At 65.8% G+C, this 19,195-nt stretch carries 22 protein-coding genes; 8 read left to right on the top strand and 14 right to left on the bottom strand.

Annotation, left to right across the window (positions count from 1 at the left end; all coding sequences use genetic code 11):
* Nucleotides 1-12: 12 nt before the first annotated feature.
* The 11 genes from thiL to PFY01_RS10470 all read right to left on the bottom strand — a co-directional run bounded on the left by thiL (nucleotide 13) and on the right by PFY01_RS10470 (nucleotide 8,576).
* On the bottom strand, nucleotides 13-1,002 hold the full coding sequence (gene thiL / locus PFY01_RS10420) for a thiamine-phosphate kinase (protein WP_271041228.1): 990 nt from the start codon (nucleotides 1,000-1,002) through the stop codon (nucleotides 13-15).
* Nucleotides 1,002-1,526 carry a transcription antitermination factor NusB gene (gene nusB / locus PFY01_RS10425; protein WP_017503912.1) on the bottom strand — a complete coding sequence of 175 codons (525 nt, stop codon included), beginning with the start codon at nucleotides 1,524-1,526 and terminating at the stop codon, nucleotides 1,002-1,004. Before nusB ends, thiL begins: the two co-directional genes overlap by 1 nt.
* Nucleotides 1,523-1,984 carry a 6,7-dimethyl-8-ribityllumazine synthase gene (gene ribH, locus PFY01_RS10430; RefSeq protein ID WP_271041229.1) on the bottom strand — a complete coding sequence of 154 codons (462 nt, stop codon included), beginning with the start codon at nucleotides 1,982-1,984 and terminating at the stop codon, nucleotides 1,523-1,525. Before ribH ends, nusB begins: the two co-directional genes overlap by 4 nt.
* Nucleotides 1,981-3,117, bottom strand: a complete 1,137-nt coding sequence (gene ribB, locus PFY01_RS10435) for a 3,4-dihydroxy-2-butanone-4-phosphate synthase (protein WP_112862040.1) — start codon at nucleotides 3,115-3,117, stop codon at nucleotides 1,981-1,983. The genes ribH and ribB overlap by 4 nt, the downstream gene beginning before the upstream one ends.
* Nucleotides 3,117-3,719, bottom strand: a complete 603-nt coding sequence (locus PFY01_RS10440; RefSeq protein WP_271041230.1) for a riboflavin synthase — start codon at nucleotides 3,717-3,719, stop codon at nucleotides 3,117-3,119. The genes ribB and PFY01_RS10440 overlap by 1 nt, the downstream gene beginning before the upstream one ends.
* A 66-nt stretch (nucleotides 3,720-3,785) precedes the next feature.
* Nucleotides 3,786-4,406 (bottom strand): RibD family protein, encoded by a 621-nt coding sequence (locus tag PFY01_RS10445; RefSeq protein WP_271041231.1) that lies wholly within the window; start codon nucleotides 4,404-4,406, stop codon nucleotides 3,786-3,788.
* Nucleotides 4,406-4,876, bottom strand: a complete 471-nt coding sequence (nrdR, locus tag PFY01_RS10450) for a transcriptional regulator NrdR (protein ID WP_039245113.1) — start codon at nucleotides 4,874-4,876, stop codon at nucleotides 4,406-4,408. Before nrdR ends, PFY01_RS10445 begins: the two co-directional genes overlap by 1 nt.
* A gap of 7 nt (nucleotides 4,877-4,883) precedes the next feature.
* Nucleotides 4,884-6,167 (bottom strand): serine hydroxymethyltransferase, encoded by a 1,284-nt coding sequence (gene glyA, locus PFY01_RS10455; RefSeq protein ID WP_271041232.1) that lies wholly within the window; start codon nucleotides 6,165-6,167, stop codon nucleotides 4,884-4,886.
* 68 nt (nucleotides 6,168-6,235) lie between these two features.
* Complete coding sequence (locus tag PFY01_RS10460; protein WP_055753617.1) at nucleotides 6,236-6,421, bottom strand: DUF6898 family protein; 186 nt, start codon at nucleotides 6,419-6,421, stop codon at nucleotides 6,236-6,238.
* Nucleotides 6,418-7,644: a 5-aminolevulinate synthase gene (gene hemA, locus PFY01_RS10465; protein ID WP_271041233.1), complete on the bottom strand. Its 1,227-nt coding sequence runs from the start codon at nucleotides 7,642-7,644 to the stop codon at nucleotides 6,418-6,420. The genes PFY01_RS10460 and hemA overlap by 4 nt, the downstream gene beginning before the upstream one ends.
* A 131-nt stretch (nucleotides 7,645-7,775) precedes the next feature.
* Entirely contained in the window at nucleotides 7,776-8,576 is an 801-nt protein-coding gene (locus PFY01_RS10470; RefSeq protein ID WP_271041234.1) for a class I SAM-dependent methyltransferase, read from the bottom strand.
* A gap of 148 nt (nucleotides 8,577-8,724) precedes the next feature.
* Between PFY01_RS10470 and hemB the strand changes: the two genes are divergently transcribed.
* Together hemB and PFY01_RS10480 are read left to right on the top strand one after the other, a co-directional pair.
* The gene (gene hemB, locus PFY01_RS10475) at nucleotides 8,725-9,723 is read left to right on the top strand and encodes a porphobilinogen synthase (RefSeq protein ID WP_271041235.1); all 999 of its coding nucleotides are present in this window, start codon (nucleotides 8,725-8,727) and stop codon (nucleotides 9,721-9,723) included.
* A 5-nt stretch (nucleotides 9,724-9,728) separates the two neighbouring features.
* Nucleotides 9,729-10,214: a GNAT family N-acetyltransferase gene (locus tag PFY01_RS10480; RefSeq protein ID WP_271041236.1), complete on the top strand. Its 486-nt coding sequence runs from the start codon at nucleotides 9,729-9,731 to the stop codon at nucleotides 10,212-10,214.
* Between the two features lie 3 nt (nucleotides 10,215-10,217).
* Here PFY01_RS10480 and PFY01_RS10485 read toward each other — a convergent pair whose 3' ends face one another.
* A complete protein-coding gene (locus PFY01_RS10485; protein ID WP_271041237.1) occupies nucleotides 10,218-11,078 on the bottom strand; it encodes an NAD(P)-dependent oxidoreductase in 861 nt (286 codons plus the stop codon).
* 116 nt (nucleotides 11,079-11,194) lie between these two features.
* Between PFY01_RS10485 and PFY01_RS10490 the strand changes: the two genes are divergently transcribed.
* From PFY01_RS10490 to PFY01_RS10510, 5 genes are all read left to right on the top strand, one after another.
* Nucleotides 11,195-12,085, top strand: a complete 891-nt coding sequence (locus PFY01_RS10490; protein WP_055753623.1) for a flagellar motor protein MotB — start codon at nucleotides 11,195-11,197, stop codon at nucleotides 12,083-12,085.
* Nucleotides 12,086-12,199: 114 nt separating this feature from the next.
* A complete protein-coding gene (locus tag PFY01_RS10495; protein ID WP_271041238.1) occupies nucleotides 12,200-12,937 on the top strand; it encodes an arginyltransferase in 738 nt (245 codons plus the stop codon).
* Nucleotides 12,938-13,012: 75 nt separating this feature from the next.
* Entirely contained in the window at nucleotides 13,013-13,783 is a 771-nt protein-coding gene (gene yaaA / locus PFY01_RS10500; RefSeq protein ID WP_271041239.1) for a peroxide stress protein YaaA, read from the top strand.
* Between the two features lie 53 nt (nucleotides 13,784-13,836).
* Entirely contained in the window at nucleotides 13,837-14,679 is an 843-nt protein-coding gene (locus tag PFY01_RS10505; RefSeq protein WP_271041240.1) for a 3-hydroxybutyrate dehydrogenase, read from the top strand.
* 18 nt (nucleotides 14,680-14,697) lie between these two features.
* Nucleotides 14,698-15,765: a patatin-like phospholipase family protein gene (locus PFY01_RS10510; RefSeq protein ID WP_271041241.1), complete on the top strand. Its 1,068-nt coding sequence runs from the start codon at nucleotides 14,698-14,700 to the stop codon at nucleotides 15,763-15,765.
* Here PFY01_RS10510 and PFY01_RS10515 read toward each other — a convergent pair.
* Nucleotides 15,762-16,679, bottom strand: a complete 918-nt coding sequence (locus tag PFY01_RS10515) for an L-threonylcarbamoyladenylate synthase (RefSeq protein ID WP_271041242.1) — start codon at nucleotides 16,677-16,679, stop codon at nucleotides 15,762-15,764. The two genes, PFY01_RS10510 and PFY01_RS10515, sit on opposite strands and share 4 nt — an antisense overlap.
* Nucleotides 16,676-17,227 (bottom strand): cytochrome b, encoded by a 552-nt coding sequence (locus PFY01_RS10520; RefSeq protein WP_271041243.1) that lies wholly within the window; start codon nucleotides 17,225-17,227, stop codon nucleotides 16,676-16,678. Before PFY01_RS10520 ends, PFY01_RS10515 begins: the two co-directional genes overlap by 4 nt.
* 134 nt (nucleotides 17,228-17,361) lie before the next feature.
* Here PFY01_RS10520 and PFY01_RS10525 point away from each other — a divergent pair, with 134 nt between their 5' ends.
* Nucleotides 17,362-19,146 carry an acyl-CoA dehydrogenase gene (locus tag PFY01_RS10525; protein ID WP_271041244.1) on the top strand — a complete coding sequence of 595 codons (1,785 nt, stop codon included), beginning with the start codon at nucleotides 17,362-17,364 and terminating at the stop codon, nucleotides 19,144-19,146.
* Nucleotides 19,147-19,195: the final 49 nt, after the last annotated feature.

A 19,195-nucleotide genomic window follows, 5' to 3' on the forward strand; every position in this document is an offset into this window, starting at 1 on the left:
TCCCTTGCCGCCTCAGCCGTGGGTCCAGCCGTTTCTGGCCATCGGCACGGGCTGGCCGTCGTAAAGGACCGTCAGGCCCTGCCCAGCGGTGACCTCGCCGATGCGGGTCAGGCGAATCAGTCGGCGCTCGGCCTCGCGCCGCAGGGCGTCTTCGTGGCGCGGATGGGCGGTGAAGGCGATCTCATAGTCGTCACCACCGCTGGCCAGATCTTCCAGCGATAGCTGCGGATCGACCCGGTCGTCGAACCAGGCCTGGGCCGCCGCGGACAGGGGCAGGACGTTCAGGTTAAGCGCCACACCGACCCTGCTGGCCTGCGCGATATGGGCCAGGTCGGAGGCCAGGCCGTCCGACACGTCGACGGATGCGGTGGCGAACTCGCGCACGATGTCGGCGAAGTCGGTCCGTGGCGTCGGCATCCGGTAGTGGCTGACCAAAGCCTCCATCCGCTCAGGCGCCAGACCCAGCTGCCCTTGCGCCGCCTTGAGCCCCAATAGCCCGTCCCCGATGACGCCGGTCACGAAGACGAGGTCGCCGACCTGCGCGCCTGCGCGAGAAACGGCTTTACCCGTCGGCGCCCAGCCCAGGGCCGTCAGAGAGAAGGACAGCGGGCCGGGCGTCTTGACCGTGTCGCCGCCGAGCAGATGAACGCCGAACCGAGCCTGATCCTCGGCCAGCCCGGCCGCAAACGCCTCGCGCTCGGGCCAGCCGCAGCGTTCGGACCAGAAGCAGGCCAGCAGATAGCCGAACGGCTCAGCGCCCTTGGCGGCGAGGTCCGACAGGTTCACCCGCAACAGCTTCCTGGCCACGGTATCCATCGGATCGTCAGGCAGGAAATGCACGCCCTCGACGATGGCGTCCTTGGTCAGGACGAGGTCACAGCCGGGGCGTGACGGCAGCGCCGCCACATCGTCGGCCAGCCCCCTGCCCCACTCAGGGTGGGCCAGGGGCTTGAACAGCCGCTCGATCGTCTCGAACTCGCCCGCGACGTCGAGCGCCGGCATTATTTGCGGGTGTCTTTGGCCACGCCGTCCAGCGCCGCGTTGACGAAGCGCGCCTCGGCGTCGTCGAAGAAGGCCTTGGCCAGTTCAACATATTCATCGATCACGACCTCGCGCGGCGTCTCGGGATGCTTAATCAGCTCCCAAGCGCCCGAACGCAGCAAGGCGCGCAGGGTGGCGTCGATCCGCTCCAGCTTCCAGTTGGAGGCCAGGCGGGCCTTGATGGCCGTGTCGATGTCGCGCTGGCTTTCGATTACGCCGCGCACGATGTCGGCGAAATAGGCCTCGTCGGCCTCAGCCAGGGCTTCGCCCTCAATGTCGGCGTCGAAGCGGAAGTTGGAGAATTCGGTGATCACCGTCTCCACGCCCTCGCCCGCCAGTTCCATCTGATACAGGGCCTGGACGGCGGCGAGACGCGACACGGTGCGGGCGCGACGCTGTTTGGAGCTCAGATTGGGCTCGGCGCGCTGCTTTTCGGCTTCGGCGAGTTGTTCGAGGACGGCTTTGACGCTGTTCGGTTCAGTCATGCGCCGACGCCATGACGCAACCGCCTCTTCAATGCAATGAGGTCCAGGCACGCCTTGGCGGCGCCGCCGCCCTTATCCCCTTCCGAAAGACGGGCCCGATACCAGGCCTGATCTTCGTCCTCGGTCGTCAGTATGCCGTTGCCGATGATGACGCCCTTGACGCCAAGCGCCATGATGCCGGCCGCCGACTGATCGGAGACGATCTCGAAATGGTAGGTCTCGCCACGGATGACCGTGCCCAGAGCGACATAGCCATCATAGCGGGGCGCGGTCGGGAAGCGGCCGGCCTCCTCGGCCAGGGCGATGGCCGGCGGCACCTCCAGCGCGCCGGGTACGGTGATGACGTCGAAGTGGGCGCCGCGCGCCTTCAGCGTCTCCTTGGCCCCTTCCAGCAGGGCGTCGGCCAGGTCGTCGTAGAAGCGGGCCTCAACGATCAAAATACGGGGGGCTTCGGTCACGCCTTGGTTTCTCCATCCATGTCGCGCCAGCCGACGATGCGCAGGCCGTAGCCTTCCAGCGCCGTCGGCTCGGGTCGCGTCGAACTCATCACGATCATATCCCTGACACCCAGGTCCAGCAGGATCTGGGCCCCCACGCCATAGGCGCGCAGCGATCGATCCATCGCCGCCGGCTTGTCCGCGCCCGCCAGCCGTTCGGCCAGCGAGGTCAGCGACGGATCGCGCAGGAAGACGACGACGCCGGGTCCGTCATGGTCGGTGATCTGTTTCAGGGCGCTGGGCACATAGTCCTGGCGCGCCTCGACATGGCCCAAGAGGTCGCAGGCGAAGTCCACCTGGTGCATCCGCACCAAGGTCGGTTTGGCAGGATCGATGCGCCCCTTGACCAGCGCCACATGCTCGGCGCCCTCGATGGTGTTCTTGTACAGCATCAGGCGGAACGGTCCGCCGTGAACGCTTTCGAACGGCGTATCCATGATCCGCTCGACGAAGCGTTCGGTGCGGCGGCGATAGGCGATCAGGTCGGCGATGGTGCCGATCTTCAGCCCATGCAGCTGGGCGAAGGCGACCAGATCAGGCATCCGCGCCATCTCGCCGTCGTCCTTGATGATCTCGCAGATCACCCCGGCGGGGGTCAGGCCGGCCATGCGGCTGATGTCCACGGCCGCCTCAGTGTGGCCGGCGCGGACCAGAACGCCGCCGTCGCGCGCGACCAGCGGGAAGATGTGTCCCGGCGAGACGATGTCGTCCATGCCCTTTGACGCGTCGGTCGCTACATGAATGGTGCGCGAGCGGTCGGCGGCGGAAATGCCGGTCGTCACGCCGTCCTTGGCCTCGATCGAGACGGTGAAGGCGGTCTTCATGCTCTCGCGGTTGTCAGCGGCCATTGGCGGCAGGCGCAGTTGCTGGGCGCGCTCGGCGGTCAGGGCCAGGCACACCAGGCCACGCGCCTGGCGGATCATGAAGTTGATCTGGTCCGGCGTCGCGAACTGGGCGGGGATGATTATGTCCCCCTCGTTCTCGCGATCCTCGGCGTCCACCAGGATGTAGGGACGGCCGTTGCGGGCGTCCTCCAGAATGTCCTCGATGGGACTGATGGGGCTGTCGTTCATGTTTGCGGCCTGGGCTTGCATCACGCGGTCTCCTGCCACCGCGCAAGGTATCGCGCCAGCATATCGATCTCCAGATTGACGGGATCGCCCACTTTCAAGCGGCCCAGGGTCGTCATGTCCCAGGTGTGGGGGATAATGTTCAGCGAGAAGACCTGCCCCTCGACGGCGTTTACGGTCAAAGACACGCCGTCCACCGTGATCGACCCCTTTGCGGCGATGTAGCGATGCAGGGGTGCGGGGGCCTCGACCTCGATCCGGTGCGATCCGCCTTCGGGCGTGATCGAAACCACCCGCCCAAGACCATCGACGTGGCCGGATACGACGTGGCCGCCCATCTCATCGCCCAGCTTGGCGGCCCGCTCCAGATTGACGCCGTCGCCGGTCTTCCAGGCGCCCAGGGTGGTCTTGGACAGGGTCTCGTTCGACACCTCGACGGCGAACCAGCCCCCCCGTGCATCGTGGCCCTTTTCGGTCACCGTCAAGCAGCAGCCCGCGTGGCTGATGGAAGCGCCCAGGTCGATGCCGTCGGTGTTCCAGGCGGTCTCGATCTCGTAGCGCCGGTCACGATCGGTCTCGCGGACCTCGCGGACGCGGCCGATGTCGGTGACGATGCCGGTGAACATTTGGACTCTGGACCCCTTGGGAGAAAAATACCGTCTAATTCGTCTAATCGTCTAAATTGGACGGCGTCAGAGACGGACGTAGCGTTCCCACAGATCGTCCCCGACGGGCTCGACGCCTAGGCGACGGAACTTGGGGGCGTCGGCCAGCTTTGCAAGAGCCAGGGCGGCGACGCAGGGCCGCCCCTCACCGCCCAGCAGGACTGGGGCGCGGAACCATTCCAGCACATCGACGGCATCGGCGCGCAGGAAAGACGCCGCGATCTGGCCGCCGCCTTCGATCAGAAGCGAGGTTGCGCCGGCGGCTTCCAAGGCTTTCAGCACGGCTGGGATGGTCGGACGACCGTCCTCGGCGGCGACCTGCACCACCTTGGCGGCGCCGATCGTGCGCGGTTCTGCGGCGGTCAGGATCAGGGTGTTTTCGCCGGCGACCTTCGCCGCCTGCGGCGTGCGCAGCCGGCTGTCCAGCACGACGCGCAAGGGCTGATCCACGCTGCGGCCCGGAAGGCGGGCGGTCAGTTCGGGATCGTCGTGCAGAACCGTCTCGACACCGACCAGGATGGCGTCATGCCCCGCGCGCAGGCGGTGACCCTCCAGCCGCGCCGCTTCGCCGGTGATCCACTGGCTCTCGCCCGAGGCCGTGGCGATCCGCCCGTCCAAGGAGGTCGCCAGTTTCAGCGTGACCCGCATCAGGCCTTGCCGGACGGTTCGTCGAACCCTTCGTCGCCCAGGAATTTGGCGAAGTCGCCGGTGTGGCGGAAATCCTTGTAGACCGAGGCGTAGCGGACATAGGCCACCTCATCCACGCCCTTCAGCGCTTTCATAATGAAGTCGCCGACCGTGCTGGACGGGATTTCAGTCTCGCCCAGGCTTTCCAACTGGCGGACGATCCGGTTGACCATCTGCTCGACCTGATCGGCCTGGACCGGGCGTTTGCGCAGGGCCACGCCCAGCGAGCGTTCCAGCTTGTCGCGATCGAAGGGCGTGCGCCGTCCGTTGCGTTTCAGAATGACCAGCTCACGCAGTTGCACGCGTTCGAACGTCGTGAAGCGCCCGTTGCAGTTCGGGCAGGACCGACGGCGTCGAATGGCCGAGCCGTCGTCCGACGGCCGGCTGTCCTTCACCTGGGTGTCCTGATGACCGCAAAAAGGGCACTTCATCAGGCGGTTATCCGTAGATCGGGAAGCGGTGCGTCAACTCTCGCACCTGGGCCGCGACGCCTGCGACCACGGCCGGATCGGCTTCGTCGCCGCCGTTCATCGACGAGACGACGTCTGCGATCCAGTGACCGATCTGCTTGAACTCTTCCTCACCGAAGCCGCGCGTGGTGCCGGCCGGCGTGCCCAGGCGGACGCCCGAGGTGACGGTGAACGGAGCGGTGTCGAACGGCACGCCGTTCTTGTTGCAGGTCATCAGCGCCTTTTCGAGCTCGTGCTCGGTCGCCTTGCCGGTCACGCCCTTGGGCCGCAGGTCGACCAGCGCCAGGTGGCTGTCGGTGCCGCCCGAGACGATGGCCAGGCCGCGCTCGATCAGGACGCCGGACAGGACCTGGGCGTTCTTGACCACCTGTTGGGCATAGCCCTTGAACTCGGGCTTCAGCGCCTCGCCGAAGGCCACGGCCTTGGCCGCGATGACGTGTTCCAGCGGGCCGCCTTGCAGGCCGGGGAAGACGGCGGAGTTGATCTTCTTGCCCAGATCAACATCGTTGGACAGGATCATGCCGCCGCGCGGGCCGCGCAAGGTCTTGTGCGTCGTCGTGGTGACGACGTGGGCGTGCGGGATCGGGTCCGGATAGGCGCCGCCGGCGATCAGGCCGGCGTAGTGCGCCATGTCCACCATCAGATAGGCGCCGACGCTGTCGGCGATCTGGCGGAAGCGCTTGAAGTCGATGTGGCGGCTGTAGGCCGAGGCGCCGGCCAGAATCAGCTTGGGCTTCTCACGCTCGGCCATTTCGGCGACGTGATCGTAGTCGATCAGGTGAGTGTCTTCGCGCACCTTGTAGGTCACGGGGCGGAACCACTTGCCCGATTGGTTCGCCGGCGAACCGTGCGTCAGGTGCCCGCCGCAGGCCAGATCCATGCCCAGGAAGGTGTCGCCGGGTTGCAGTAGGGTGAAAAAGACCGCCTGGTTGGCCTGGGCGCCCGAGTGCGGCTGGACGTTGGCGAAGGCCGCGCCGAAGAGTTGCTTGGCCCGCTCACGCGCCAGGTCCTCGGTCACGTCGACGAACTCGCAGCCGCCGTAATAGCGACGACCGGGATAGCCTTCCGCGTATTTGTTGGTCAGGACAGAACCCTGCGCGTCCAGCACCGCCTGGGAGACGATATTCTCTGAAGCGATCAGCTCGATCTGCTCGCGTTGACGGCCCAGCTCGCCCTGAATGCCCTTGAAGACATCCGGATCGGCGTCAGCGAGCGTCTTGGTGAAATAGGCGTCGTGGGTGAAGGCCGTCACTCTGGAATCCCCGAAATCAGAAGCTGGCCTATCTATCCCCAGCCGGGCCCGACCACAACATCTTGTGGTCAGCCTTTGCCCAGTGCCCGCCTTAGCTTGGCGATCGCCACCCGTTCCACGGACTTGGGTTCATTGACCGGCCCCATGGCGCTGACCTCCCGGCCCGTCGCGACATGGATGGCCGAGCATTTGAGGTAGGGGCCGTTTCGGGTGAATTCGACGATGACCTCTCCGAGGTCGTCGCCCGTCGTCATGCGGCGACGGGTCGGCGCGCCACGTTGCAGTGGGCGAACAGCTTGTCCATCGCCTGGACCAGATGATCCATCATGGCGTCGGTGTGGTTCGGCGACGGCGTGAAACGCAGGCGCTCGGTCCCCTTGGGCACAGTCGGATAGTTGATCGGCTGAACATAGACGCCGTACTCGTCCAGCAGCATGTCCGAGATCATCTTGCAGTGGACCGGATCACCGACGTGCACCGGCACGATATGGCTCTCGCTTTCCATCACCGGGATACCGGCGGCGGCGAAACGGGCCTTCAGGGTCGCGGCCCGCTCCTGATGCTGGACGCGTAGTTCGGGGTGCGCCTTCAGGTGACGCACGGAAGCCAAGGCGCCGGCAGTCAGGGCCGGCGGCAGCGATGTGGTGAAGATGAAGCCCGAGGCCCAGCTGCGCACAGCATCGATGATCATGGCGTCGGCGGCGATATAGCCGCCCATCACGCCGATCGCCTTGCCCAGGGTGCATTCGATGATGTCGATCTGATCCAGCACGCCGTCGCGCTCGGCGACGCCCGCGCCGGTCTCGCCGTACAGGCCGACCGCATGGACCTCGTCCAGATAGGTCAGGGCGCCGTATTTCTTGGCGAGGGCAATAGTGCCGGCCAGATCGGCGATGTCGCCGTCCATCGAATAGACGCTCTCAAACGCGATCAGCTTGGGCGCATCGGCCGGCGCCGCCGCCAGCAGGGCCTCCAGATGCGCCAGATCGTTGTGCATGAAGACGTGACGCTCGCCGCCGCCGTGACGGATGCCGGCGATCATCGAGGCATGGTTCAGCGAATCGGAGAAGGTGATCAGGCCCGGCAGGATCTTCTGCAGGGTCGACAGCGTCGCCTCGTTGCCGACATAGCCCGAGGTGAACAGCAGCGCCGCTTCCTTCTGGTGCCAGTGGGCCAGCTCCGCTTCGAGATCGACGGCGGAGCGAGTCGTGCCGGAGATGTTGCGCGTGCCGCCCGCGCCGGCGCCCACCGCATCGATCTCGTTATGCATGGCGTCCAGCACGACGGGGTGCTGGCCCATGCCGAGATAGTCGTTGGAGCACCAGATGACGACGTCCTGTTCGGAGCCATCCTCGCGGCGACGCACAGCCTGCGGAAACTGACCGCGCACGCGCTTCAGATCGGCGAAGACGCGATAGCGTCCTTCGCTGCGAACCTGCTCCACCGAGCTATTAAAGGCGGCCTTATAGTCGAACAAACTACGCGTTCTTTCGCTTATGGCGATGTCTTTGCGTTGTTTGCTCTCCCGAAGCGGGCTTGTCCATGTCCGCCGCATGGACAAAACGCCCCAAACCCTTAATTGATAACGGTTCTCAGTATCGAGATCGATCAGCCCGGCTTGCGGAAGCGATAGACGAACTGGTCCGTCTTGCCGCGGATCTTCTCGTCGAAGACGCTCAGGCTGTGGTCGTCTGCGGGATTGGCGACGGCCTGGCTCTCGCCCTCGAAGACAAAGCCGGCCGCCTCGACCTCGCGCTTCAGATAGTCGCCTTCGATGCGGTGCAGGGTCTGGACCGCCGAGATGCCCGTGCCGGGCGCGGCTTCATGGTCGATCAGAATGTAGCGGCCGCCGGGCTTCAGCGCCGCGAACACCGCCGCGTTCATCTTGGCCACATCGGTGTTGAAACCGGGGATGTGGAAGTCGTGGTACTCTTGGCTCATGAAGATCATGTCCAGCGGCTCGGCGAAGGTCATGGAGTCCAGCAGGCCGTTGACCCGCGTCACGTTCGAATAGGCGGCGACAAGTGCATCGGCCCCAGCGTTCTCGCGCGCCATCGTCCGCTCAGGTACGAAGGCGTAGACGCGGCCGGTCGGGCCGACCACGTCGGAGAACAGACGTGTGAAATAGCCTGCGCCGGGGCGAATGTCGGCGACCTTGTCGCTCGGCTCGAGTTGGGCGAAGGCGAGAATGTCGGCCGGATGGCGCAGCGGATCACGCGCGACCTCTTCGGCCGGACGCTTGGGATCGGCGACCGCATCGGCATAGAGACTGGAATAGCCCGCCGGCTGCGCGTCGGCCGCCGGGGCGACGACGGTCTGCTCTCCGCCGTCCGAGTCGATGATGATGCAGCCGGACAGACCTGCCGCCAGAACCAGGGCCGTTGCACCCGCCGCCAATTTCCCGATCATCACCGTCTCCATCGATTTTTCGCGATAGGCTCGCATTTCGCCGATCCGCGCAAGCCGTCATCACGCACGAAACGATTCGACGCATCACGCGATTTGCGCACCGGTCGTTGCGGCGCTAGTCCGACGCTGGATTTTCCAAGGTCTCGCCATGCTTCCCTATCAGCCCGCCCCTTTCCCGCTTGCCCGTCCGCGCCGCCTGCGGTCCAGCCCGTGGGTGCGGCGGCTGGTGGCGGAAACGACCCTGACGCCGGCCGATCTGATCTGGCCGTTGATCGTCCATGACGGGGCCGAGGATCGCGTCCCTGTCGCCTCCATGCCCGCCGTGTTTCGGCTTTCCCCCAAGGCGGCGGCGACTGCGGCGGTCGAGGCGCGCGACCTCGGCATTCCGATGGTGGCCCTGTTCCCCAATGTCGATGGCGCGATCAAGGATGCGGTCGGCACCGGCGCGACCGATCCCGACGGCCTGATCCCCGACTGCATCAAGGCGATCAAAGACGCCGCGCCCGAGATCGGCGTCATGACCGACGTCGCCCTGGACTGCTACACCGACCATGGCCACGACGGGGTGATGGAGGGCGACCGCATCGCCAACGACGCCTCGCTGGACCGTCTGGCCGAACAGGCCTTCATCCACGCCCACGCCGGCGCCGATGTCGTGGCCCCGTCGGACATGATGGATGGCCGCATCCAGGCGGTGCGAGAGGCGCTGGAGGCCAACGGGTTTCAGGATACGCTGATCCTGTCCTACGCCGCCAAGTTCGCCTCGGCCTTCTATGGTCCCTATCGCGACGCCGTGGGCTCCTCTGCGATGCTGAAGGGCGACAAGAAGACCTATCAGATGGATTACGCCAACTCCGACGAGGCGCTGAAGGAGGTGGCGATGGACCTGTCGGAGGGCGCCGATGCGGTGATGGTCAAGCCGGGCATGCCGTATCTGGATATCGTTCGCCGCGTGTCCGAGACCTTCCGCGTGCCGACCTTCGCCTATCAGGTATCGGGCGAATATTCGATGATGCAGGCCTCCATCGCCAATGGCTGGCTGGATCAGGACCGTGCGATCCTGGAGACCCTGCATGGGTTCAAACGCGCGGGTTGCGCGGGCGTGCTGACCTATTTCGCACCACAGGCCGCACGGCTGCTGGGCTGATCGGCGTGAAGATCCGGCCGATCACGGAGGCCGACTGGCCGGGCCTTTGGCCGATCATCGAGACCGTCACCCGCGCGGGCGAGACCTATACCTATCCGTTGGACATGACCGAGGATCAAGCGCGCCTCCTGTGGACCCCGCCCGCGCCCGGCGGAACCTTGGTTGCGGTCGAGAACGGCCAGGTGCTGGGCGCCGCCAAGATCATTCCGAACCAGCAGGGAAACGGCGCCCACGTGGCCAATGGCAGCTTCATGGTCGCGCCCGAAGCGCGCGGGCGCGGCGTGGCCCGCAGTTTGGGCGAAGCTGCACTTGTGTTCGCGCGGGATGCGGGCTTCCGATCCATGCAGTTCAACGCCGTGGTCGAGACCAATACCGTGGCCGTCGCCCTTTGGAAGAAGCTGGGCTTCGAGATCGTGGGGACGGTTCCCGAAGCGTTCGATCACCCGACGCACGGCCCGGTCGGCCTGCACATCATGCACCGCCGGCTTTAGGCATCAGTCGCGGGGTTGCAGTCGCGCCGCCAGGCTGGAGGTGTCCCAGCGGTTTCCGCCCATGGCCTGAACCTCGGCGTAGAACTGATCGACCAGGGCCGTCAGAGACAGGCGCGCGCCGTTCGTGCGCGCCTCGTCCAGCACCAGACCCAGGTCCTTGCGCATCCAGTCTACGGCGAAGCCGAAGTCGAACTCGCCCTTGGCCGCCGTCTTCCAGCGATTGTCCATCTGCCAGCTTTGCGCGGCGCCCTTGGACACAGCCTCGTAGGCGGCGTCGGTGTTCAGCCCCGCGACCTGAGCGAAGTGGACCGCCTCGGCCAGACCCTGGACGACGCCGGCGATGGCGATCTGGTTGACCATCTTCGTCAGCTGGCCTGACCCGGCCGGTCCCATATGTTTGATCGCCTTGGAATAGGCCTTCAACACGGGCTCAACCTTCGCCAGGGCGGCGGCATCCCCGCCGGCCATGACGCTGAGTTGTCCGTTCTCGGCGCCCGCCTGGCCGCCGGACACCGGCGCGTCGATGAACGACCGCCCCTGCCCGTTCGCCAGTTCAGCCATTTCGCGCGCCACCTTGGCCGAGGTCGTGGTGTGATCGACGATCACGGCGGCCTCCGACAGATGCGGCAAGGCCTCGGTCACCACGGCCCGCACGTCGTCGTCATTGCCGACGCACAGGATGAACAGGTCGACGCCCCGGGCCGCCTCAGCCACCGTCGCCGCCGCCTTGCCGCGCGTCGCCGCAGCCCAGGCCTCGGCCTTTGCCACAGTACGATTGAAGCCGGTCACGTCGTGGCCCGTCTCGACCAGATGACGGGCCATCGGGGCGCCCATGACGCCCAGGCCGGCGAATGCGATCTTCATGACAGGCTCCTTGATCCTGCCGTCGGACTAGGCCGCGCCGCGCCGGGGTTCAAGGTCAACGCCCGGTTAACCTTGGCCAGCCCACAATGGGACACCATTCGTCGGGGTGCGCGTCCATGTCCGTGAGCGATCGTCCGATCCTCATCAAGAAGGTCAAGAAGGTCTCCGGCGGAGGCCACCATGGCGGTGCGTGGAAGGTGGCCTATGCGGACTTCGTGACCGCCATGATGGCCTTCTTCCTGCTGATGTGGCTGATCAACACGACCGACCCGGAGCAGAAGCGCGGCATTGCCGAGTATTTCGCGCCCGCCAGCGTGTCCGAGACGACCTCGGGCTCCGGCGGCATTCTGGGAGGCACATCGCTGGGCGACGATGGCGTCAAGAGCGCCGGCTCGCAGTCGGTTCTGGAAGAACTGGCGCCCGAGGCGCCCGCGACCGATCAGACGGGCTCCAGCCTGTCGTCCGCCAGCGACTCGGCTCTCCAGGCCGAAATCCAGAAGCGCGAGGCCGCCGAGTTCGCCAGCGCCGCCGAATCGCTGCGCCAGGCCATGCAGTCGATGCCGGAACTGGCCGAACTGTCGAAACAGCTGATCGTGGACCAGACCCCCGAGGGACTGCGCATCCAGCTGGTCGATCAGGAAGGCCGGTCGATGTTCGACAACAACTCTGCGCGCCCGAATGCCCGCGCCCAGGTGCTGCTGCGCGCCGTGGCCAAGGTGATCAACCAGTTGCCGAACCGCATCTCAATCACCGGACACACCAGCGCAGCGCCCGGCTCCAGCCGCGCCAGCGCCCCTGCGGACTGGACCCTGTCGTCCGAGCGCGCCAACGGTTCGCGTCTGGTGCTGCAAGGTTCGGGCGTCGATCCCGACCGGGTCTATTCGGTGGCGGGCAAGGCGGGGTCCGACCCGCTCTATCCGGACGATCCGACCCTGGCCGGCAACCGCCGCATCGCCATCGTCCTGTTGCGCGAGGCGCCGGTCCTGCCGTCGGACACCTCGCTGTGACCCGGCTCGGCTGCAACGCGAACAGGCTTGCAGCCGGAACACGGATGACGCCAAATCGCGCGATGAGCGTTGTGTCGTCGCAATATTGGCAAGATCGGATGCGGACCTGAGGCCGTGACCCAGCACGTACCGACCCGACAGCTTCGCTTCTTCATGACCTCGGTCGCGCCCTGCCCCTATCTGCCGGGCAAGACGGAGCGGAAGGTCTTCGCCAACCTCCCCTTCTCGGACGGCGCGCACGTCAATGATGAACTGACGCTGGCCGGTTTTCGCCGCAGCCAGAACATCGCCTATCGCCCGGCATGCGAGGCCTGTGACGCCTGCGTTTCGGTGCGGCTGCCGGTGCCGGAGTTCGCCTTCACCCGTTCGCAGCGCAAGGTTCTGGCCCGCAACGCCGACCTGTCGCGCGACCTGGTCGAAGCGGAGGCGACGACCGAGCAGTTCCAGCTTCTGCGCCGCTACCTAACCACGCGCCATCCGACCGGCGGCATGAGCGACATGGGCTGGCTGGATTACGTCGCCATGGTCGAGGATACGGCCGTGCGAACCCATCTGATCGAATACCGTCTGCCCTCCACCGACGGCGGACCGGGCGATCTGGTCGCCGTGACCCTGACGGACCTGCTGAAAGACGGTCTGTCGATGGTCTACAGCTTCTATGATCCGACGATAGAGCGGCGCAGCCTGGGCCGGTTCGCCATCCTGGATCATGTGCGCCAGGCCGCCATCGTCGGCCTGCCGTTCGTCTATCTCGGCTATTGGGTCCAGGGCTCGGCCAAGATGGATTACAAGGCCGACTTCCGCCCGATGGAAACTCTCGGCAAGCTCGGCTGGTCACGCCGGGACGCCTGACGCGCCCTTCGCAGCAGCCGGTTCAAATCGTCATCGAAGCATCCTATGTGGGCGGCGACATTACGGAGCCGCGTCTTGCTGATTGTTCTTTCCCCGGCCAAGCGCCTCGATTTCACCGAAGCCGATGCGGCTATTCCCGGCAGTGACCGCCGGTTCGTCGAAGATACAGCCAGCCTGTCCAAGACCGCCAAGCGTCAGACCAAGGCGGACCTGCGTCGGCTGATGGGGATTTCCGACGATCTGGCGACCCTGAACGCCGCGCGCTTCAAGGCTTTCGATCCTGAATCGACCGAGGGCGTTCAGGCGGCCTTCGCCTTTGCCGGCGATGTGTATGAGGGCTTGCGAGCGCGTGAACTGGACGCCGAGGCCTTGGTTTTTGCGCAGGATCATTTGCGCATCCTGTCCGGCTTCTATGGCCTACTGCGTCCATTGGACCGAATCCAGCCCTACCGCCTGGAGATGGGCACGCGGCTGAAGACGCGTCGCGGTGCCAGCCTGTACGACTTCTGGGGCGACCGGATTTCCAAACAACTGAACGAAGACGCCGAGGGCCAGTCGGATCCGACGCTGGTGAACCTGGCCAGCCAGGAATATTTCGGCGCCGTCGATGCAAAGGCTCTGAAACTGCCTGTCGTCACGCCCCAGTTCCGGGAAGAGAAGAACGGCGAGAGCCGCATCATCTCCTTCTTCGCCAAGAAGGCGCGCGGGGCCATGGCGCGGTTCGCGATCGACGAGCGCGTGGAACGGGTCGCGGACCTGAAGGCTTTCGACTGGGACGGTTATGCGTTCGACAAGGCCGCCTCGACCGACGCCGAGTGGATATTCATCAGATCGGGAAATTCTTGATCCCGACATCGACCTCCCGCTAATCTCGCCAAAACAAACGAAGGGGCGGATTCATGTCGCAAGAGCCTAAGGACTCCACGGGCGCCGACAGTCGGGCGGCACGCGGTATCGGTGATCTGAAAGGGCAGGTCGCGGTCATTACGGGCTCGACCTCCGGCATCGGACTGGCTCTGGCGCGGGCCGTGGCGGTGGCCGGCGGCGACGTCGTGCTGAACGGCCTGGGCGACCCGGCGGAGATCGAGCGCACCCGCGCCGATCTGGAGGCCTCATCCGGCGTTCGCGTCCTCTATCATCCGGCGGACATGACGCGTGGCGAAGAGATCGCCGACATGATCGCCTTCGCTGAACGCGAACTGGGACGCCTGGACATTCTGGTCAACAACGCGGGCATCCAGCACGTCGAATCCGTCGAGAACTTCCCTGTCCACCAGTGGGAGAAGATCATCGCCATCAACCTGTCCTCGGCCTTCTACGCCACGCGCGCGGCGATCCCGATCATGAAGGCGCAGGGACGCGGCCGGATCATCAACATGGCCTCGGCGCACGGTCTGGTGGCCAGTCCGTTCAAGTCCGCCTATGTCGCGGCAAAACATGGCGTCATCGGCTTCACCAAGACCGCAGCGCTGGAACTGGCGCGGGACAACATCACCTGCAACGCCATCTGCCCCGGCTTCGTCGAGACGCCGATCGTGACCAAGCAGATCGCGGATCAGGCGCGCACGCGAAACATGACCGAGGAGCAGGTGCTGACGGACGTGATCCTGGCGGCTCAGCCGACAAAGCGGTTCGTCACAACGGAGGAACTGACCGGCATCTTCCTCTACCTGGTCAGCGACCTCGGCGCCTCGGCCAACGGGGCCAGCTTCTCCATCGACGGCGGCTGGACCGCGCAGTAGCAAAGGAAGGCGGCGGTCATGGCGATTTTCAAGCGCAAGACCGCCGCAGCGGCGGACATCGTTTCCGCCGCTCCCGCCAGACGGCCCATATGCCTTGCGCTTCAGGGCGGCGGCGCACACGGCGCCTTTCAATGGGGCGTGCTGGATCGTCTGTTGGAAGACGATCGGCTTGATATTCGCGCGGTGTCCGGCGTCTCAGCGGGAGCGATGAACGGCACGGCCTTGGTGTCGGGCCTCGCGTCAGGGGATGGCCGCGCCGCGTTGGACAAGCTCTGGCGAGAGGTCAACCAGTCCGGCGGTCGCAACGTCTTCGGCGACAGCGCGATCTGGAATGCAGCGCGGACGCCCGACTGGATCAAGGACAACCCATTCTGGCGCGCGGGCGAGACTCTGGCGATGTCGATGAGTCCGTATGAATTCAATCCGCTGAACCATAACCCTCTGAAACGGGTTTTGCAGGCCTCGGTCGATTTCGGCGCCGTCCAGGCCTCGGACATCCGGCTTTTCGTCGCCGCCACCGCTGTGCGCCAGGCGAAAGCGCGCATCTTCCAGACGAATGAGATCAACGCCGATGTCCTGATGGCGTCGGCGTGCCTGCCCCATCTGTTTCAAGCCTTGGAGATCGACGGCGAGCCCTATTGGGACGGCGGCTATCTGACCAATCCGCCGCTGTGGCCGTTGACCGGAGACGACACGCCGGACGACGTCCTGCTGATCACGCTCAATCCGATGGTGCGCGACGAGACGCCTAAAAGCGCAGGCGACATCGTCGATCGGCTGAACGAGATCGTCTTCAACGCCCCGCTGGTCGCCGAACTGCGCGCCATCGCCCTGGCGGGTGAACTGATCGAACACGGGCAGTTGAAAGGCGGCGGCGCGGGACCTTATCGGCACGTCCGGTTGCACGCGATCGAGGCGGACGGCTGGCTCTCGGACCTGTCGCTGCGGTCCAAGTTCAACACCGAATGGGGTTTCCTCAACGATCTTAAGGCGCGGGGACGTGCGGCCGCCGACGATTGGTTGAATGCTTGCCTGAGCAGCGTGGGTCGCCAGTCGAGCGTCGATCTTCAGGCTCGCTTCGGCTAGCCGACGAAGCCTGCGGCACGACGCAGACGGTCGTTGATGGCTTCACCCAATCCCGTCGTCGGAATCGGCGACACGGCGATACCTGTCGGCCGTGTGCGGTCGGCTTCGCGCAGCAGTCGGAACAGATTGGCGGCGGCTTCGCGCAGGTCGCCCGACGGGCTCAGGCTCCAGCGCGGCTCGCCAGCTTCTGGGCCAAAGCCGAGCAGGATCTCGCCGTCACGCGCCTGCTCCGCGTCAATCCGGACCGGCGCATCCGGCGCATAGTGCAGGGTCAGTCGCCCGGGCGAACGATGCCCCTCCCCGCTCTCATGAAGGGGACCGACGACCGCCTCGATCTCGGATCGAGTGATGGCGCCGGGACGCAGCAGGGCGACCCGGCCGCCCAGCACCGACACGACCGTGCTTTCCAGACCGACCTGACAGGGCCCGCCATCGACAGCCGCTGAGACGGCAAAGCCCGTTTCCTCGACAGCATCCGTGAAGGTCGTCGGGCTCGGTCGGCCGGAACGATTGGCCGAGGGGGCCACGACCGGGCCGCCGAACGCCGCCAACACTTCCCTGGCCACGGAATGCGCCGGAACGCGGATCGCGACGCTGTCCAGCCCGGCGCGCGCCAAGTCGCAAACCCGACGGGCATCCAGGATTGGCGTGATCAGGGTGAAGGGCCCGGGCCAGAAGGCGTCCGCCAAGGCCTGTCCGAGCGGGCCCAAATCGCCGATTTCGGCGGCCGCATCGGCATCGACGACATGGGAAATCAGCGGATTGAACTTCGGCCGTCCTTTTGCGGCGAAGATGGCGGCGACCGCCTCTGCATTGCTGGCGTCGGCGCCCAGTCCGTAAACGGTCTCGGTCGGCAGCAGGATCAGATCGCCGTTCGCCAGCGCCTGGGCGGCTTGCAGCGGTGTTTGGCTCACGGTCGGCGCGGGATGATCGGGATCATCCGGTGCAGCACATTGTCCCGATCGATGAACTGGTGCTTCAGCGCCGCGATCACATGCAGGGCGATCAAGACATAGAGGCCCTTCACCGCCAGTTCGTGCAGGCCCATCAGGCTGCGCGCCGTTTCACGCCCGCCGCCGACGGGCAGCAAGGGCCAGGAGAAGAGGCCGAACCACTCGATCGCGCGCCCGCCCGCAGATGATGCGAGCCAACCGGTCATCGGAATAACGATCAGGGCCAGGTAGAACAGAACGTGCGTCGCGCGCGCGGCCACCTTCTGCCAGCGCGGCAAGGCCGACGGCAAGGGAATCGCCGGATGCGCCAGGCGCCATCCGATCCGCGCAAGGGTCAGCACCAGGATCGTCAGACCCAGCGACTTGTGCAGCATGACGAACTGGCCCGAAATCGCCCCTTCCGTATTCTCATGCGCGGTGATCAGCAGCACCTGCGCCAAGACGGCGGCGGCGATACCCCAGTGCATCAGCAGGGAAACGAGCGAATATCGATTGCGGGGCTCGCCCATGTCTTCCCTTCCGCGACGGCACGGCGTCACCATGCATTCAACCACTTTGCACTGAGACGGGGCGCGTCGCCAAGACGCTTGCAGCGACAAGCCCCGACGCGGCACTTAGGCCGCAAAGACGATTGAGGAAACCCATGACCTATCGCGCGCCCGTTCGAGACCTGGCCTTCACTCTGGAATCCGTCGCCGGCATGGCCGACGTAGCCGCAACCGGCGCCTTTCCCGACTATGACGCCGACGTCGCCGGCGCCGTTCTGGAGGCGGCGGGACAATTCTCCGAAGAGGTGCTGGCGCCGCTAAACCGGATTGGGGATCAGAAGGGCTCGACCTACGCTAACGGCGCCGTCACCGCCGCTCCCGGCTTCGCCGACGCCTATCGCCAGTTCGCGGCCGGCGGCTGGACCGGGCTGTCAGCCTCGACCGAAGCGGGCGGACAGGCCCTGCCCAAGGCGCTGGAACTGGCGGCCTATGAGACCGTCCATGCCGCCAACATGGCGTTCGGCCTGTGCCCCATGCTGTCGCTGGCCTCGATCGAGGCGCTGGAGCAGGTCGGTACGGAAGAGCAAAAAGCCAAATATCTGACCAAGTTGGTCAGCGGCGAATGGACCGGCGCCATGGTGCTGACCGAGCCGGGCGCCGGATCGGACCTGGGTTCGCTGATCACCACGGCGACGCCGAACGGCGACGGGACCTATGCGCTGAACGGGCAGAAGATCTACATCACCTGGGGCGACCACGACGCGACCGACAATATCGTGCATCTGGTGCTGGCCCGCCTGCCGGACGCGCCCAAGGGGCCCAAGGGCATCAGCCTGTTCCTTGCTTCGAAGTTTGCAGTGAAGGAAGACGGCACGCTCGGCGACCGCAACGCCTTCCGCCCGGTCGGTGTCGAGCACAAGCTGGGCATCCACGCCTCGCCAACCTGCGTCATGAGCTATGAGGGGGCGACCGCCGAACTGGTCGGTCAGCCGAACCAGGGCCTGGCCCATATGTTCGTGATGATGAACGCGGCGCGCCTGGCGGTCGGCGTCGAGGGCGTCGGCATCGCCGAACGCGCCTATCAGCACGCCCTCGCCTATGCCCTGGAGCGTCGTCAGGGGCGCTCGGTCTGGACGGGCGAGGCCAACGCCCCGATCTTCGACCACCCCGACGTGCGCCGCATGCTCAGCGTCATGAAGGCCAAGATTTCGGCGGCGCGCGCCGTGTGCCTGTCGACCGGCGTCGCCGCCGATCTCGCTCGCCATGCCGGGACCGATGAGGAACGTCGCCATTGGAAGGGGCGCGAGGACCTGTTCACCCCCATCGCCAAGGCCTGGTCCACCGATATCGGCTGCGAGGTCGCCTCGATGGGCGTCCAGATCCACGGCGGCATGGGCTTCATCGAAGAGACCGGCGCGGCGCAATACTATCGCGACGCCCGCATCGCCCCTATCTACGAAGGCACCAACGGCATTCAGGCCATGGATCTGGTGGGTCGCAAACTGTCGATGGACGGCGGCGATTCGGCCAAGGCGCTGATCGCGGACATGAAGGCGACGCTGGTCGATCTCGGAAAGCTCTATAGCGGCAAGCCCGTCGAACGGTTCGCCACCGCCATAGAGGCGGTCGAGGATGCGACCCTGTGGCTGCTGGATCAGAAGGCCGATCCGAATGCAGCGGCCGACGTGCTGGCGGCCGCCGACGCCTATCTGAAACTGCTGGGCGATGTGGCCGGCGGATGGATGCTGGCCAAGGGCGCGCTTGCGGCAAAGGCGAAGCTGGACGCCAATGACGGTGATCCGATTTGGCTGCAGGGCAAGCTGGACCTCTACGAAGTCTATGCCGCCAATGTCTTGGGCCACGTTTCCAGCCGTCTCGCTGCCGTGGGTCAGGGCGGCGACCTGCTGCGGCGGATGACGGTGGACGCGCTGGCCGGATGATCGGCTCGGCGTTTCTCCGTTTGACGTAGAGGGGGCCGGACCTTCAAGG

The sequence above is a fragment of the Brevundimonas vesicularis genome (assembly GCF_027886425.1).
Classification (GTDB): domain Bacteria; phylum Pseudomonadota; class Alphaproteobacteria; order Caulobacterales; family Caulobacteraceae; genus Brevundimonas; species Brevundimonas vesicularis_C.